This window comes from Paracoccus sp. SMMA_5_TC, from assembly GCF_009696685.2.
In the GTDB taxonomy this organism is placed as follows: Bacteria; Pseudomonadota; Alphaproteobacteria; order Rhodobacterales; family Rhodobacteraceae; genus Paracoccus.
This window is the reverse complement of record NZ_CP102355.1, coordinates 1,327,025-1,342,925: the sequence shown is the minus strand read 5'-3', so window position 1 is coordinate 1,342,925 and position 15,901 is coordinate 1,327,025. Positions and strand designations below refer to the sequence as shown.

Genomic DNA, 15,901 nt, shown 5'->3' with positions numbered 1-15,901 from the left:
GTTGGGTTGTCGGGTCTTTGCCCGGAAGTGCCCGTTGATCGGGCTTGTGGCGCCGCGGCAGGGCTGCCCCGCCGCGGCAGGTTGCATCAGTTCGCCGCCAGCCAGGCGTTGAACCGCTCTTGCAGCTCGGCATCATGATCGACCCAGAAATCCAGGTTCGAGGCCAGCGCCTGCTGCATGTTGTCGGCATAGGTGGGCAGGTTCGGCCCCATCGGCACGTCGGTGCCGTCGATATTGCCGACCAGCGCCGCGGCGGATTTGCGCGGCGGGCCATAGCTGATGAATTCCGCCGCCCGCGCCTGCGGTTCGGTCGAGGTGGAAAAGGCGATGAACTCGCGCGCAGCCTCGGCGTTGGGGGCACCCTTGGGCATGACCCAGCCTTCCATTTCGTAGATCTGCCCGTCCCAGACGATCTTGAAGGGCTTGCCCTCGGCCTGCGCGGCGTTGAAGATCCGGCCGTTGAAGGCGAAGGCCATGCTGACTTCGCCATCGGCCAGCAGCTGCGGCGGCTGGGCGCCCGCCTCCCACCAGATCACGTCCTTCTTGATGCTGTCCAGCTTGGCAAAGGCGCGGTCGACGCCTTCGGGGGTGCCCAGCACCTCATAGACCTGATCGGGCGCGACGCCATCGGCCATCAGCGCGAATTCAAGATTGAACTTGGCGCCCTTGCGCATGGTGCGCTTGCCGGGGAACTTGGCAGTATCGAAGAAATCCGCCGGACCGGCCGGCTTGGCATCCGGGAACTTGCCGTCATCATAGGCCAGGATCATCGAATAGACATCGGTGCCGACAAAACAGTCAGTGATCGCGCCTTCGATGAAGTCATCAGCAGCCGCGGTGCCGTCCGGCGCCGGGGTCAGGATCGCCGGGTCGATGGGCTCCAGCAGCCCTTCGTCGCACAGCCGCACAGCATCGGCATATTCGACCGAGGCCACGTCGATCGAGACATTGCCCGCCTCGACCTGGGCTTTCACGGGGGTGGCGGGGTTGTCGGCATCCGAGACCACGACCTTGATGCCGGTCTTTTCCTCGAAAGGCTTGGCATAGGCCTGGACGTGGCTGTTGCCATAGGCGCCGCCCCAGGACAGCAGGTTGACCTGCTTGTCCTGGGCATGGCCCATGCTTGCCACCGCCACCAGGGCAGAGGTCAGGATCAAAGTGCGTTTCATCATGGCTCCTTCGTGTCGATGGCGGTTCAGACCGGGTCGAGGGCGCGGGCGTCCTCGGGATGCCAGCCGATGCGGATGGTCTGGCCGGGCGTCAGCTTCACCTGGCCCAGGGTGTTGCGATATTTCATTACGAAATCGTCCTGTCCGGCCACCGACAGGCGCGCCCGCAGGATATCGCCCATATAGACCACGTCGCAGACCCTGGCCTCGATGGTATGGGCATTCGCGGGCATCAGCTCGGGCTTGAATTCCACCCGTTCGGGGCGGATCGAAACGGTCGTGGCCTGACCGCTTTCGCGAATGTTCACGGCGGTGGCATCGATCAGTTCGCCATTGCCCAGGCGAACCAGGGCCTTGTCCCCCTGAAGCTGCTCGATCGTTCCGCGCAGCGCGTTGTTTTCGCCGATGAACCCGGCCACGAAACTGTTTTCGGGCTGTTCATACAGCACCGGCGGCGGCGCAAGCTGCTGGATGCGGCCATCGTTGAACACCGCGATACGATCCGACATGGTCAGCGCCTCGCCCTGATCGTGGGTGACATAGACCACGGTGATACCCAGCCGATCATGCAATGCCTTGATCTCGAACTGCATGTGTTCGCGCAACTGCTTGTCCAGCGCCCCCAGCGGTTCGTCCATCAATACCAGTTTCGGGTCGAAAACCAGCGCGCGGGCCAGCGCGATGCGCTGCTGCTGACCGCCCGACAGTTGCGCCGGGCGACGGTTGCGAAACTTGCCCATCTGCACCATGTCCAGCGCCCGTTCGATGCGCTGTTCGCGCTCGGCCCGGCCCATGCCGCGCACCTCCAGCGGAAAGGACAGGTTCTCGCCCACCGTCATATGCGGAAACAAGGCGTAGTTCTGGAATACCATGCCGATCCCGCGCTTGTGCGGCGGCACGTCATTGATGTTGCGGCCGTCCAGACGGATCTCGCCATGGGTGGCGGTCTCGAACCCCGCCAGCATCATCAGGCAGGTGGTCTTGCCCGAGCCCGAAGGGCCCAGCATGGTCAGAAATTCGCCCTTTCCGATGGAAAGGTTCAGATCCTTGACCACAAGCGTCTGACCATCATAGCTTTTCTGGACGTGATCAAAAACAACGAAGGCTTCTGCCCCGGGCTGTGATGTCACGATGCGGGCTCCCTGTTTGTCATGGTTCTTAGTTCCGCAAGGTCAGACTAATCGGCGGGTGTCACGCTTTGCAACCTGCTTGTCGTGCGGGTTGCGGGATCGGGGCGACAGATGGGCTGTGGCAAGACGTCACGGAACTTTCCTTTTTCAGCTGCATTGGGAATGCGCCGGCAGCGGCCGCGGCCGGCCATCATCGTCCAGCGCGACAAAGACAAATGTGGCCATGGTCACCTTCTGGCGCTCTTCGCCACCGCGGGATCGGCGCCAGGCCTCGACGGCCACGTGCATCGAACTGCGTCCCTCGCGGATGATGCGCGCATAGGCGGAAACCTCGTCGCCGATCTTGACCGGGTGATGAAAGGTAAAGGAATCGACGGCAACGGTGGCGCAGCGCCCGCGGGCGCGGCGCGCGGCGACATTGCCCGCCGCCAGATCCATCTGCGCCATCAGCCAGCCGCCAAAGATGTCGCCGGCCGAATTGGTATCGGCCGGCATGGCAATGGTGCGAATCGCCGGCTCTTCTTGTGGATAGTCGTCATCTGCGTTTGTCATCGGCCTGTCATCCTGCTTGCAGGTCTGTGTCTGCAGGCTGGACCGAAGCACGGCCGGGCGTCAATGATCGGCAGCCGCGCGCAAGCCCATTGCCTCAGGACCAGGCACGCCGCGCGGCCGCGCGCCTTGTGGACAGCAGAAGGTTGGTTTCCGAGGTCATCACGCCCTCCATGTTGCGGATGCGCCGGATGATTTCGTCCAGTTCGATCAGGGATTCGGTGGACAGTTCGACGATCAGATCCCATTTGCCATTCGTCGAATGCACCGCCATCACCGCCGGCATCCCCGTCAGCCGCGCCATGATGCGGTCACCGCCCCGACCCTCGATCCCGATCATCATCAATGCACGCACCGGAGCCTCGGAAAGATCGGCGCGGGTCAGCACGATGAAGCCGGCAATGTCGCCCGCCGCGATCAGCCGCTCCATCCGGTTGCGCACCGTGGCGCGGCTGACGCGCAGCCGCGCGGCCAGGTCGGAAATCGCGGCGCGGCCATCGCGGCGCAGCTCCGCAATCAGGTCATGGTCCAGTTCGTCCATTTTGTCACGCGGTATTGCCATAATGGATTATATGCTGCGCAAATTAGCCAAACTTGCGCTTGCAGTCACCACAATCCGGCACGAACCTGCGTCAAAAGGAGCATGGCATGAACAAGATTTCGCTGATCGGTGCACCGGTCGATACCGGCCAACGCCGCCTTGGCTGCCTGATGGGGCCAGCCGCCTATCGGGTTGCGGGTATCCTGCCCCTGCTGCGCGATCTGGGGCATCAGGTCGAGGATCTTGGCGATCTGGCGCCCGCGGCGCAGACCCCGGCCGATTGCGCCAACCCCGCAGTCGATCAACTGCCCGAGACGCTGGCCTGGACCGCGGCCTTGCGCGCCAAGGTCGCCGCGGTGCTGGCCGAAGGCACGATGCCCGTGGTGCTGGGCGGCGATCATTCGCTGGCCCTTGGCACTCTGGCGGGCGCGGCCGAACATGCCCGCGCCGCGGGGCGGTCGCTGTTCGTGCTGTGGCTGGATGCGCACAGCGATTTTCACACGCCGCTGACCACGGTTTCGGGCAACCTGCATGGCACGCCTATGGCCTATGCGGCAGGACGCCCCGGCTTTGACGCCTTTCCGGCCTTTCCGGCGCCGGTGCCCGAACGCAACATCTGCATGTTCGGCATCCGGTCGGTCGATGCGGCGGAACTGGCGGCGCTGCGCGACACCGATATCGCCGTCAATGACATGCGGGTGCTGGACGAACGTGGCATCGTCGCGCCGCTGCGCGAATTCCTGGACCGCGTGCGGGCCGAAAACGGCCTGCTGCATGTGTCGCTGGACGTCGACTTCCTCGACCCCGCCATCGCCCCGGCCGTCGGCACGACCGTGCCCGGCGGCGCCACCTTCCGCGAGGCGCATCTGGTCTGCGAACTGCTGCACGAAAGCGGCCTGATGACCTCGCTGGACCTGGTCGAGCTCAACCCGTTCCTCGACGATCGCGGCCGCACCGCCCGGCTGATGGTCGATCTGACCGGGTCGCTCTTTGGCAAGAAGGTCTTTGACCGCCCCACCCGCAGCTTTCACTAGGTAAGCCCGATGCTGAAACCTTCGCAAACCGCCTATGTCCCCTTTGTCAGCGTCGAGAACATGATGCGGCTGGTGCTGCACATCGGCGTCGAGACCATGCTGACCGAACTGGCCGCCCAGATCGAGGCTGACTTCATCCGCTGGCCGCTGTTCGACAAGACGCCGCGCGTCGCCAGCCATTCCGACATCGGGGTGATCGAACTGATGCCGACCTCGGACGGGGAAACCTATGGTTTCAAGTATGTAAACGGGCATCCGTCGAACACCCGGCAGGGTCTGCAGACCGTGACAGCCTTTGGCCTGTTGGCGAATGTGTCGACCGGCTATCCGCTGATGCTGTCGGAAATGACCATCCTGACCGCGCTGCGCACCGCCGCGACCAGCGCCATGGCCGCGAAATGGCTGGCGCCCGCGGGGGCGACGACCATGGCCATGATCGGCAATGGCGCCCAGGCCGAGTTCCAGGCCCTGGCCTTCAAGGCGATCTGCGGCGTGACCGAGGTGCGGCTTTACGACATCGATCCTGCGGCCACCGAAAAATGCGCCCGCAATCTGGCCGGGCGCGGGCTGAAGGTTGTGCCCTGCACCAGCGCCGAACAGGCGATCCTGGGGGCGCAGATCATCACCACCTGCACCGCCGACAAGCAATATGCCACCATCCTGACAGACAACATGGTCGGCGCCGGGGTGCATATCAACGCCGTCGGCGGCGACTGCCCGGGCAAGACCGAACTGCACCGCGACATCCTGCTGCGGTCCTCGATCTTTGTCGAATACCCTCCCCAGACCCGGATCGAGGGCGAAATCCAGCAGCTGGCGCCCGACCATCCGGTGACCGAGCTTTGGCAGGTCATCGCCGGCCAGGTGCCCGGCCGCACCGATGCCCGCCAGATCACCCTGTTCGACAGCGTGGGCTTTGCCATCGAGGATTTCAGCGCCCTGCGCTACGTCCATTCGCGGCTCAAGGCCTCGGGCCTGTTCCAGGATCTTGACATGATCGCCGATCCGGACGATCCGCGCGACCTGTTCGGCATGATCCTGCGCGCGCAGGCGGCCTGAGGCGCAGCGGGGCGGCCCCGGCGCCGCCCCCGCCACAAGGAGCTTTGATGACCCCGATCTTTCCCGGCATCCGCATCGATTCGGCGGAGCTGCGGCTGGTGCGCCTGCCGCTGCTGACGCCCTTTGTCATCTCGACCGGCACCATGACCGAAAAGCTGTTTCCGCTGCTGACACTGCGCGGCGAGGGGCTGGAAGGTTACGGCGAAGGGGTCATGGACGTTCTGCCCGATTATCTCGAGGAAACGCAGGCCGGCTCGCTGGCCTTCCTGCGTCAGGCGATCCTGCCGGCAGTCACCGGTCGCCGCATGTCCAGCCCGGCCGAACTGGGCGCGCTGCTGGATCCCTGGCGCGGCCACCGCATGGCCAAGGCCATGGTCGAAATGGCGTTCTGGGATCTGTGGGCCAAGGCCCTGAACCTGCCGCTTTCGGCCGCCCTGGGCGGGGTGCGCAACAGCGTCGAGGTCGGCGTCAGCCTGGGCATCGCCGAGATTCCGGCCACGCTGGCGCGCGTGCAGGCCGCCGCGCAGGACGGCTATCGCCGCATCAAGCTGAAGATCCGGCGCGGTCACGACCTCAAGCTGCTCGACGCGGTGCGGGCCGAATTTCCGGACCTGCATCTGACCGTCGATGCCAATACCGATTACCGGCTCAGCGATCTGGGGCTGCTGAAGGCCATGGACGCCTATGGCCTCGACTATATCGAGCAACCGCTGGCCCATGACGACATCCACGATCACGCCAGCGTGCAGGCGCATCTGCTGACGCCGATCTGCCTTGACGAAAGCATCCGCAGCGCCAGCGACGCGCGCAAGGCGCTGGTGGCCCATGCCGCGCGTGTCATCAACATCAAGGTCGGCCGCGTCGGCGGCTTTGCGGCGGCTCGCGCGATCCATGATATCTGCGCCGCCTTTGACGTGCCGGTCTGGTGCGGGGGGATGCTGGAATCCGGCATCGGCCGGGCGCAGAACATCCACCTGGCGACGCTGCCCAATTTCAGCAAGCCTGGCGACACCTCGTCGGCCAGCCGTTATTTCCGCCGCGATATCGTCGAACAGCCGCTTGAGGCACAGGGCGGGCTCATGTCGGTGCCGCGCCACGGGCCGGGGCTGGGCGTCACCCTGGACCGCGGCTATCTGGCCAGCGTCAGCAGCCAGATCGAGGAGTTCCGCCCGTGAGTGTCACGCCGCTGATCCGCGAGCTCGAGGGTCTGGGCGAATTGAAACGGGCCGAGGAGCTGCAACGCCAGGTCTGGGGGCGCGACGACCCGCCCGACAATGCCGATCTGATGCTGGCGATCCAGCACGAAGGCGGGCTGATCGCCGGGGCGTTCCACGATGGCGCCATGCTGGGTTTCCTGTTTGCCTTTCCCAGCGCCGCGCCAGGGGTGCAGCATTCGCATCGCCTGGCGGTGCTGCCGGCTGCGCGCGGGTTGCGGCTGGGGCTGGGGTTGAAATGGTTTCAGCGTCGCTGGTGTCTTGATCGTGGCATCACCCATGTGCGCTGGACCTATGACCCGCTGCGCGCGGTCAATGCCGGGCTGAATGTGGCAGCACTGGGCGGCGTATCGAACCGCTACCTGATCGATTATTACGGCGCCATGCCCGGGATCAACGCCGGCCTGCCCTCGGACCGCATCATGCTGGACTGGCATCTTCAGGCCCCGGGGGTAGAGGCAAGGGCCGCCGATCCTGATCGCGCCCCGCCGCGACCGCCAGAGGTGGCGCGAACCGTGAGCATTCCCGCCGACCTCGACGCGCTGATGCGCCGCGATCCGGCCGCCGCCCTGCAGGAACGGCTGCGGCTGCGCGCCAGCCTGACGGCGGCCTTTGCCGAGGGATTGCAGATCGCGGACTTCGACCGCGACGCCAACGCATATCTGCTGGCGCCGCGTCCAGACCCGAAACCCGACAACAACAACACCGACATGCCACAGGGAACGACATCATGACCCAGCGCACCGGGCTTGCCCAGCGGCTGCTGCGCCGCAAGCCGATCGAACAGTTCATCGCCCAGTCCCAGGCCCATGACCAGGGCGGATTGCGCCGCAGCATCAGCCTGTTCCAGCTGACCATGTTCGGCGTCGGGGCGACCATCGGCACCGGGATCTTCTTTGTGCTGGCCGAACAGGTGCCGACCGCCGGCCCGGCGGTGCTTGTATCCTTCCTGATCGCCGGGCTTGCCGCCGGCCTGACGGCGCTCTGCTATGCCGAGATGAGTTCGATGATCCCGGTCTCGGGGTCGAGCTATTCCTACGCCTATGCCACCCTGGGCGAGGGCGTGGCCTTCATGGTCGCCGCCTGCCTGATCATGGAATACGGCGTTTCGGCCGGCGCCGTCGCCGTCGGCTGGAGCGAATACCTGCACAACCTGCTGTTGATCACCACCGGTTACGAACTGCCGCGCGCCTTCCTGCACGCCCCGTTGGTGGCCGAAGGCTATTCGCTGCATCCGGGGGGCGATGGCTATGTCAACCTGCCCGCCGCGATCCTGGTCGGCATGTGCTGCCTGCTGCTGATCCGGGGGTCGCGGGAATCGGCACGCGCAAATGCGGTGATGGTGGTGATCAAGCTGGGGGTGCTGGCGCTGTTCATCGCCGTGGCGCTGACCGCCTATCGCGCGGAAAACCTGACGCCTTTCGCCCCGCATGGCTTTGCCGGCATCAGCGCCGCGGCCGGATCGATCTTCTTCACCTTCGTGGGGCTGGATGCGGTTTCGACCGCCGGGGACGAGGTCGAGAACCCCCGGCGCAACCTGCCCCTGGCGATCATCCTGGCGCTGGTCATCGTCATCAGCTTTTACCTGCTTGTCGCGCTGGCCGCACTGGGCGCACAGCCGCAATCGCAATTCGCCGGGCAAGAGGCTGGCCTGTCGGTGATCCTGCAAAACATCACCGGATCGACGATTCCCTCGGTGATCCTGTCGGCGGGTGCGGTGATCTCGGTCTTTTCGGTGACGCTGGTGGTGCTTTACGGCCAGACACGGGTTCTGTTCGCGATGTCGCGCGACGGGATGCTGCCGCGCATCTTCAGCCGGGTGAACCCGCATACGCTGACGCCGACCGCCAACACCATCATCGTATGCTGCTGCGTCGCGGCCATCGCCGCCTTCCTGCCGTCGGATGTGCTGTGGGATCTGACCTCGATGGGCACTCTGGTCGCCTTTACCGTTGTCTCGGCCGGGGTCATCATCCTGCGTTACCGCCGGCCCGACGCCCATCGCGGCTTTCGCGTGCCCTTCTTTCCGCTGCTGCCGATCCTCAGCATCCTGTCCTGCCTTTACCTGATATCCAGCCTGTCGCTGATCGTGTTCAAGCTGACCGCGATCTGGGCCATCCTGGCGGCGATCATGTATCTGGCCTATTCGTCGCGGAATTCTGCGCTGGAAAACGTCACGCCCGAGGCAGCGGAATGAAAACCTGGCTGGTGGGATACTCCGCCGACAAGGGCGGGCGCGAGGCGCTGGCGCTGGGGGCGACGCTGGCGCAGGCGGCACGCGGGCGGCTGGTGGTGGCCGCGATTCTGCCGCAAACCTGGGACCACCCCTCGCCCGCGATGGTGGATGGCGAATATGCCGCCTTCCTGCAACAGCATGCTCGGCGCAGCCTGGCCAATGCCCGGGCGGCCCTGCCCGCGGGCGTTCCCGCCGAGTTCCTGTCGCGTCATGCCGAATCGGCGGCAACCGGCCTGCAGGCTCTGGCACAGGAAACCGGCGCCGATGCCATCGTGCTGGGATCGTCGCGCAAGGCCGCACCCCTGCGCTTTCAGCAGGGCACCGTTGCCGACGAGCTTTTGCGCAGCGCCAGCCTGCCGGTGGCGCTGGCCCCCAAGGGCTATGTCCCCGCGCCCGCAGGGCTGCGGCGCGTCACCTGCGCAATTGCACCCGATGAGGGCGCGGCCGATCTGGCCCGCCGCGCCGGGCGCATCGCCACGGATCTGCAAGTGCCATTGCGACTGGCCAGCTTTGTCATGCGTGACCGGCAGATGTATCCGACCGGCGCGGGTTACGATGTCGAGAACCTGGTCGCCAACCATTTCCGCGCCCAGGCACAGGCCGTGCATCAGCGTATCCTTGCCGACTGGCCCGACCCGTCTCGCCCGCAATCAGTCCTGGGCGACGGCCGGCGGTGGAAGGATGCGGTGGCCGCGCTGGAGTGGTTGCAGGACGAACTGCTTGTCCTTGGTTCCAGCCGGATGGGCGGGTTGATGCGGGTGTTCGTGGGGTCCAACGCAGGCAAGATCCTGCGCCATGCGCCGGTGCCGCGGCTGATCCTGCCCCGGCTGTGAAACGCCGCCAGCCTCAGCGGTGGCAATACAGGTCGGCATCCGGGTCGGCACGGCCGTCGATGCGGCGGGCGGTGATTTCGGCAGCAATCACCGACCAGGTGATGCCATTGCCGCCAAAGCCCATGACCACATGCGTGCGCCGGCATCCGGGCACCGCATCGATGATCGGCAGTCCGTCGTCGCTGTCGCCAAAAGCCGCGGCCCAGCGATAGGCAGGCCGGCCCATGCGGATGCCGGTCAGTTCCTGCAACTTGCGGCGGATGTCGTCGCTGTTGCGGCGCAGGCGCTGCGGATCCTGATGGGCGGTGGCGCTGGCCTCGTCCTCGCCGCCGGCAATGATGCGGCCGCTGGGGGTGGCGCGGAAATACAGATAGGGGTCGGCTGCCTCCCAGACCAGATGGTGGTCGAGCCAAGGGGGCAGCCGCAGCCCATCCTGCGAGGCGATCGCCCAGGTCGAGATGATGCGATGCCGGGGCGAGCGCAGCTGCGGCAGAAATTCATAGCCGGTGCAGAACACCACCTGCCCGGCGACCACCACCTGCCCCCCGCCCGAGGCCAGCGCAACCCCGTCGGCCAGTTCGGCAAAATCCGTCACCTCGAAGGGCGAGACCATTTCCGCGCCGCGTTCCAGCGCCACCCTCAACAGCGCCGCGGTCAGTTGCCCCGGATTGGCCGAGGCCGACGCCGGCGACAGGATCGCCGCCGCCCGGTCCATGCCGAACCGGTCGACAAGCTGCTGGCGTGACAGGAACTGCGCGGCGATGCCGGCATGATCGCGCGCCTCGACCTCGGCCAGCAAGGCTTCGGCCCCCATCTGGTCGCCGGCCAGATAGATCGCGCGCTGGCGCCGCAACTGACAATCCAGACCCAGCCGGTCGCCCAGCCGCAGCAGGGTTTCCACCGCCTTGACCGAACGCCGCCAGGCCCGCGCCGCCTTGTCCGCCCCGATCTGGCGCGCAAGCTGCGTCAGCGGCACGTCGATTTCATGCTGGATCATCGCCGTCGAGGCCAGGCTGGAGCCGCGCACCGGCACCCGACGATCCAGGATCAGCACCCGCCGCTTGCGCCGGGTCAGCCGCTCGGCCAGCAGGGCGGCGGAAATGCCGCTGCCGACGATCACCATGTCCCAGCGACGGGTCGAGGGCGTGGGCGCATGCGGCACCGAGATATTCGGCGTCTGCGCCCAGAACGGCTGACCGCTGCGCAGGTCGCGATGAATGGTGCGACGCGCGGCGGTCATGCACGGCCCCCCGCCCGGATGGCCTCGGCCGCAGGGATGGCGGGCGGATGATACAGCCCCTCGCCATGGCGATCCTCGTGCTTCAGCACCGAAATGGCGCCATTCGCCTCGAGTATGGCAAACTTGACCTGCGCCAGATCGGTGATTCCGCGCTCGCGCAGCTTCAGGAACAGTTCGTCCTGGCCGATGCCCTGACGCGCCAGCCGGTCGCGGTCGATCACGCCGTCGGTGATGATGATGCGCGCACAGCCCTCGAACAGGCGCGCGAGCAGGCGCGACGACAGGATGGCCCGATCCAGCAGCTTGTTGTAGGCGGCCACCAGAAAGATCGCCAGCATCGCCGGCAGCATCGGCACGTCATCGTAGAACAGCGAATCGCCCACGGCCGAGCCGATGGCGATGACCAGCAGGAATTCCACGATCGACAACTGCGCCACCGTGCGCCCGCCCAGCCAGCGCATCAGCATCAGGGTGTAGAAATAGATGATGGTGGTGCGAAACAGGATTTCCAGCGCGAACAGCCATTCGTGCTGGCCCAGCAGGATGCGCCGCAATTCCTCGGCCATGATGCCGCCCCCTGTGATCACCGGCGCCCGTCGCGCGTGCCGGCTAAACCGAGCTCGACGGCCACGGGTTCCCGGCATCGCTGCCCAACCGGCGCGCGCGGCACCGGGGGGGGGGCCGAGGGCCGCGGCTATTTCATCAGCCGTTCCCTGACCAGCGGGCCGACGGCGCCGAAATCCATCTGGCCGGCGTAACGGCTGCGCAATTCGGCCATGACCCGGCCCATGTCGCGGATCGAATCTGCCCCCAGCGCGGCAATCGCCCGGTCAACGGCGGCGACGATCTCATCGCCGTCTAGCTGCCGGGGCAGATAGTTCTGAATGATCCGGATTTCCTCTTGTTCGCGCTCGGCCAGTTCCAGACGCCCGCCCTCTTCGTAAGCGCGGGCCGATTCCTGGCGCTGCTTGACCATGCGCGACAGAATCGCGATCAGGTCGTCCTCGGTCAGGCCGCGATCCTCGCCGCTCTCGGCGCGGGCGGCAATCTCGCGATCCTTGATCGCAGCCGAAATCAGCCGCAGCGTCGACAGCCGGGCGGTCTCCTTGGCCTTCATCGCCTCCTTGGTGTCAGCCAGAATGCGTTCGCGCAGTCCCGGTCGGTTGTCGCCCATCTGATCCTCGCTTCAAGTCAAAGTTCGGGTGGTGCCCGGCTTGGCACGGCGCGTCAACCCGTGCCCTTCCGGCAAAGTTCCGGCAAGCGGCCTTCGCGGCGACTTCCCGCCTTGACGCCCGCGCCCCCTTTACCTAGGTTCCGGCCGATTTTGCCGGAGAATGACGATGACCCAGAAGCCGACCGCATGTCTAGCACTTGCCGACGGGACAGTGTTCTATGGCCAGGGCTTCGGCGCAACCGGCGAGGTGGTGGCGGAACTGGTCTTCAACACCGCCATGACCGGCTATCAGGAGATCATGACCGATCCCTCTTACGCCAGCCAGATCGTCACCTTCACCTTTCCCCATATCGGCAATACCGGCGTGACCGAACAGGACGACGAGGCCCCCGAGCCCGTCGCCGCGGGCATCGTCGTCAAATGGGATCCGACCGAACCGTCGAACTGGCGCGCCAGCAGCGATCTGGTCGCCTGGATGGAACGGCGCGGCCGCATCGGCATCGGCGGCGTGGATACGCGCCGGCTGACCCGCGCCATCCGCCAGCAGGGCGCGCCGCATGTGGTGCTGGCGCATGATCCGCAGGGTCGCTTCGACATCGCCGCCATGGTCGCCCGCGCCCGCGACTGGAGCGGCCTTGTCGGTCTGGACCTGGCCAAGGAGGTCACCTGCCGCCAGAGCTATCGCTGGCAGGAGGGCCTGTGGAACTGGCCGGGCGAGTTCGGCCGCAGCGCCGAGGCGCGGCCCTTCCGCGTGGTGGCGATCGATTATGGCGCCAAACGCAACATCCTGCGGTCGCTGGCGCAAAGCGGCGCCGATGTGGTCGTGCTGCCCGCCACCGCCACTGCCGAAGAGGTTCTGGCCCATGACCCCGAGGGCGTGTTCCTGTCGAACGGCCCCGGCGATCCGGCCGCGACCGGCAGCTATGCGGTGCCGATGATCCAGGCGTTGCTGGACCGCGACCTGCCGATCTTTGGCATCTGTCTTGGGCACCAGATGCTCGCGCTGGCGCTGGGGGCACGGACGATCAAGATGAACCACGGCCATCACGGCGCCAACCATCCGGTCAAGGATCTGGAAACCGGCAAGGTCGAGATCACCTCGATGAACCACGGATTTGCGGTCGATGCCCAGACCCTGCCCCAGGGCGTGATCGAAACCCATGTCAGCCTGTTCGACGGCTCGAACTGCGGCTTGCGCATGGCGGACCGGCCGGTGTTTTCGGTGCAGTATCACCCCGAGGCCAGCCCCGGCCCGCAGGACAGCGCCTATCTGTTCCAACGCTTTGCCGATGCGATGCGCGGCCGCCGCGCCTGAGGCGGCCGCGGCGTTAACCTGTTCTTAACCTTCTGCATGCGACAGAAGGGGCGTTGCCAACGCTGAACGGGAATCGCCCATGGCCGGCGCCGCGCTTGCAAGGCCCCTTTCGCGGGACGCCCGGCCCTCTGCGGCCGCCGGCGCCGCCGCGGTTTCCCTGGCCACTGGCGCCGTGCGCCGCGAATTGCGGCCCCTGGGGCAGATCCTGCTGGAACAAGGCGCGGTCGATCCCCGCAACCTGTTGCGGGCGGTGCTGATCCAGCAACGCCAATCAGCGCATCTGGGGCAAATCCTGCTGTCGCGGGGCTGGGTCAGCGAATCCGACCTGGCCCGCGCCCTGGCGCAGCAATGGCAAAGCAGCGTGCTGGACCTGGACGCCCTGCCCCCCGATCCGCGCCTGATCGACCAGCTGGGCACAAGGCTGTGCCTGGCCGAAGGGATCGTGCCCTGGCGGCGCATCGGCGGGGTCACCTGGATCGCCACCTCGCGCCCCGAGGCGTTCGCGGCCCTGCGCCCGCAGCTATCCGCCGCGCTGGGCCAGGTGCGGATGCTGCTGTGTTCCGAAACCGCCGCGCGACAGGCCATTCTGGCCCAGCGGCGCACCACGCTGATCCGGCAGGCCGAATTGCGGGTTCCGGCCCAAGAAAGCTGCCGCACCCGAAATGAACGACGCGTCGGCCATCTGGCCCTGATCCTGATCGCGGCCGTGGCATTGGGACTGTTCCTGACGCCGCGCAGCGTGATAGCCGCCCTGACCGCCTGGTGCGTGACCATGCTGCTGCTGTCATCGATACTGAAGCTGCTGTCCTTTCGCGCCATCCTGCAACAGAGGGCCCGCGCGGCCAAAAGCCCCGTGAGGCCGGCCGATACAAAGGCGCCCCTGCCGGTCATTTCGGTGATGGTGCCGATGTTCGGCGAAGCCGACATTGCCGATCGGCTGATCGGCCGGCTGGCGCGCCTCGACTATCCGCGCGAACTGCTCGACATCCTGCTGGTGGTCGAGGAATGCGACCACCCCACCCGCGCGGCCCTGGCGGCTGCCGCGCTGCCGCCCTGGATCCGCGTCGTCGAAGTGCCCGACGGCCCATTGCGCACCAAACCACGGGCGCTGAACTATGCGCTGAATTTCTGCCGCGGCAGCATCATCGGCATCTGGGATGCCGAGGACCGGCCCGAGCCGGATCAGTTGCTGAAAGTCGCGCGCGGCTTTCAGGCCGCACCCGATGACGTGGTCTGCCTGCAAGGGGTGCTGGATTACTACAACCCCCGCACCAATTGGCTGGCGCGAGCCTTTACCATCGAATACGCGGCCTGGTTTCGTGGCACCCTGGCCGGGGCCGCCGCGCTGGATCTGGTGGTGCCCCTGGGCGGCACCACCCTGTTCTTTCGCCGCGATCGGCTTGAGGAAATCGGCGCCTGGGACGCGTGGAACGTGACCGAGGACGCCGATCTGGGCGTGCGCCTGGCCCGTCGCGGCTATCGCACGCTGATGCTGGATACCGTCACCCATGAAGAGGCGAACTGCCGCATTTTGCCCTGGATCAGGCAAAGGTCGCGCTGGCTCAAGGGGTTCGCGATGACCTGGGGTGTTCACATGCGCGATCCGGCAGCGCTGTGGCGCGATCTCGGGCCGCGCCGCTTTCTGGCGCTGCAGGTGCAGCTTTTCGCCTCGGTCTCGCAATATCTGCTGGCCCCGGTGCTGTGGAGCTTCTGGCTGCTGGCGCTGGGCCTGCCGCATCCGATGCGCGACATGCTGGCCGGGCGGCTGGGCGGCAACGCCATCGCGCTGCTGTTCAGCCTGTTCATCCTGGCCGAGATGCTGAACCTGGCCATCGCCGCATGGGCGGTGCGCGGCCGCGAACATCGACATTTGTGGCCCTGGATCGCCAGCATGCACCTGTATTTTCCGCTGGGCTGCCTGGCGGCGTGGAAGGCGATCTACGAAGTGGTCACCAGACCGTTTTATTGGGACAAGACCCAGCACGGGCTTTTCGCCCCCTGCCACGAGGAACCGGGCTGCGCAACACAGGCGCAAGAGATGCCGCTGCCGATGGGCGACGCCCGCGATCGCGGCCCCGCAGGCGCACCCATACCCGCAACCGTGCCGGTATGGGGGCAGGTTAAGTAATCAGGCGGCGCGCATTCAGACATAGGGCGCCCGCCAATGAATTACCGCAATACGACTTTTATTATCGGATATATTGGCGCGATCCCTAAAACGGCAGTCGCACAACCATAGGTTGCGCATATTTGAAATCGCGCCCGCCAGCGCCGCAACCCGTTGCGGACAGCATGGCGCCCCGATGTCGGAATCAGCGGAAATCGCCCCAAAAACTCGCCGGCAAGCTATTGAAAACAAACAAACCTATACTTTTCGGCAGTCGGCCAGTTCGTTCTAGTTTTATTC

15 protein-coding genes are annotated in these 15,901 nt (G+C 66.1%); 8 read left to right on the top strand and 7 right to left on the bottom strand.

Features of this window, described 5'->3' with window-relative positions; genetic code table 11:
- Positions 1–86 precede the first annotated feature (86 nt).
- The 4 genes from GB880_RS06690 to GB880_RS06675 all read right to left on the bottom strand — a co-directional run bounded on the left by GB880_RS06690 (position 87) and on the right by GB880_RS06675 (position 3,389).
- Positions 87–1,169 (bottom strand): ABC transporter substrate-binding protein, encoded by a 1,083-nt coding sequence (locus GB880_RS06690; RefSeq protein ID WP_195840776.1) that lies wholly within the window; start codon positions 1,167–1,169, stop codon positions 87–89.
- Between the two features lie 26 nt (positions 1,170–1,195).
- On the bottom strand, positions 1,196–2,299 hold the full coding sequence (locus GB880_RS06685) for an ABC transporter ATP-binding protein (protein WP_263466978.1): 1,104 nt from the start codon (positions 2,297–2,299) through the stop codon (positions 1,196–1,198).
- Between the two features lie 147 nt (positions 2,300–2,446).
- Positions 2,447–2,851 (bottom strand): acyl-CoA thioesterase, encoded by a 405-nt coding sequence (locus tag GB880_RS06680; RefSeq protein WP_154492425.1) that lies wholly within the window; start codon positions 2,849–2,851, stop codon positions 2,447–2,449.
- A gap of 94 nt (positions 2,852–2,945) precedes the next feature.
- Positions 2,946–3,389, bottom strand: a complete 444-nt coding sequence (locus GB880_RS06675) for an Lrp/AsnC family transcriptional regulator (RefSeq protein ID WP_154492423.1) — start codon at positions 3,387–3,389, stop codon at positions 2,946–2,948.
- Between the two features lie 107 nt (positions 3,390–3,496).
- On the opposite strand from GB880_RS06675, the gene rocF reads away from it, so the two are divergent.
- From rocF to GB880_RS06645, 6 genes are read left to right on the top strand one after another with little or no spacing between them, the layout of a single operon-like run.
- Complete coding sequence (gene rocF, locus GB880_RS06670) at positions 3,497–4,423, top strand: arginase (protein ID WP_154492421.1); 927 nt, start codon at positions 3,497–3,499, stop codon at positions 4,421–4,423.
- A 9-nt stretch (positions 4,424–4,432) separates the two neighbouring features.
- Positions 4,433–5,482 (top strand): ornithine cyclodeaminase, encoded by a 1,050-nt coding sequence (locus GB880_RS06665; RefSeq protein ID WP_154492419.1) that lies wholly within the window; start codon positions 4,433–4,435, stop codon positions 5,480–5,482.
- A gap of 47 nt (positions 5,483–5,529) precedes the next feature.
- Entirely contained in the window at positions 5,530–6,657 is a 1,128-nt protein-coding gene (gene menC / locus GB880_RS06660) for an o-succinylbenzoate synthase (protein WP_154492417.1), read from the top strand.
- Entirely contained in the window at positions 6,654–7,430 is a 777-nt protein-coding gene (locus GB880_RS06655) for a GNAT family N-acetyltransferase (RefSeq protein WP_263466975.1), read from the top strand. Before menC ends, GB880_RS06655 begins: the two co-directional genes overlap by 4 nt.
- The gene (locus tag GB880_RS06650) at positions 7,427–8,893 is read left to right on the top strand and encodes an amino acid permease (protein WP_154492415.1); all 1,467 of its coding nucleotides are present in this window, start codon (positions 7,427–7,429) and stop codon (positions 8,891–8,893) included. Before GB880_RS06655 ends, GB880_RS06650 begins: the two co-directional genes overlap by 4 nt.
- The gene (locus GB880_RS06645; protein ID WP_154492413.1) at positions 8,890–9,765 is read left to right on the top strand and encodes a universal stress protein; all 876 of its coding nucleotides are present in this window, start codon (positions 8,890–8,892) and stop codon (positions 9,763–9,765) included. Before GB880_RS06650 ends, GB880_RS06645 begins: the two co-directional genes overlap by 4 nt.
- A gap of 13 nt (positions 9,766–9,778) precedes the next feature.
- Here GB880_RS06645 and GB880_RS06640 read toward each other — a convergent pair whose 3' ends face one another.
- The 3 genes from GB880_RS06640 to GB880_RS06630 all read right to left on the bottom strand — a co-directional run bounded on the left by GB880_RS06640 (position 9,779) and on the right by GB880_RS06630 (position 12,179).
- Complete coding sequence (locus GB880_RS06640) at positions 9,779–11,005, bottom strand: NAD(P)/FAD-dependent oxidoreductase (protein ID WP_154492411.1); 1,227 nt, start codon at positions 11,003–11,005, stop codon at positions 9,779–9,781.
- Positions 11,002–11,571 carry a DUF421 domain-containing protein gene (locus tag GB880_RS06635; RefSeq protein ID WP_195840777.1) on the bottom strand — a complete coding sequence of 190 codons (570 nt, stop codon included), beginning with the start codon at positions 11,569–11,571 and terminating at the stop codon, positions 11,002–11,004. Before GB880_RS06635 ends, GB880_RS06640 begins: the two co-directional genes overlap by 4 nt.
- A gap of 128 nt (positions 11,572–11,699) precedes the next feature.
- The gene (locus tag GB880_RS06630) at positions 11,700–12,179 is read right to left on the bottom strand and encodes a GatB/YqeY domain-containing protein (RefSeq protein WP_154492407.1); all 480 of its coding nucleotides are present in this window, start codon (positions 12,177–12,179) and stop codon (positions 11,700–11,702) included.
- A 166-nt stretch (positions 12,180–12,345) separates the two neighbouring features.
- Here GB880_RS06630 and carA point away from each other — a divergent pair, with 166 nt between their 5' ends.
- Together carA and GB880_RS06620 are read left to right on the top strand one after the other, a co-directional pair.
- Positions 12,346–13,494 (top strand): glutamine-hydrolyzing carbamoyl-phosphate synthase small subunit, encoded by a 1,149-nt coding sequence (gene carA, locus GB880_RS06625; protein ID WP_195840778.1) that lies wholly within the window; start codon positions 12,346–12,348, stop codon positions 13,492–13,494.
- Between the two features lie 79 nt (positions 13,495–13,573).
- A complete protein-coding gene (locus tag GB880_RS06620) occupies positions 13,574–15,622 on the top strand; it encodes a glycosyltransferase family 2 protein (protein ID WP_154492403.1) in 2,049 nt (682 codons plus the stop codon).
- Positions 15,623–15,901: the final 279 nt, after the last annotated feature.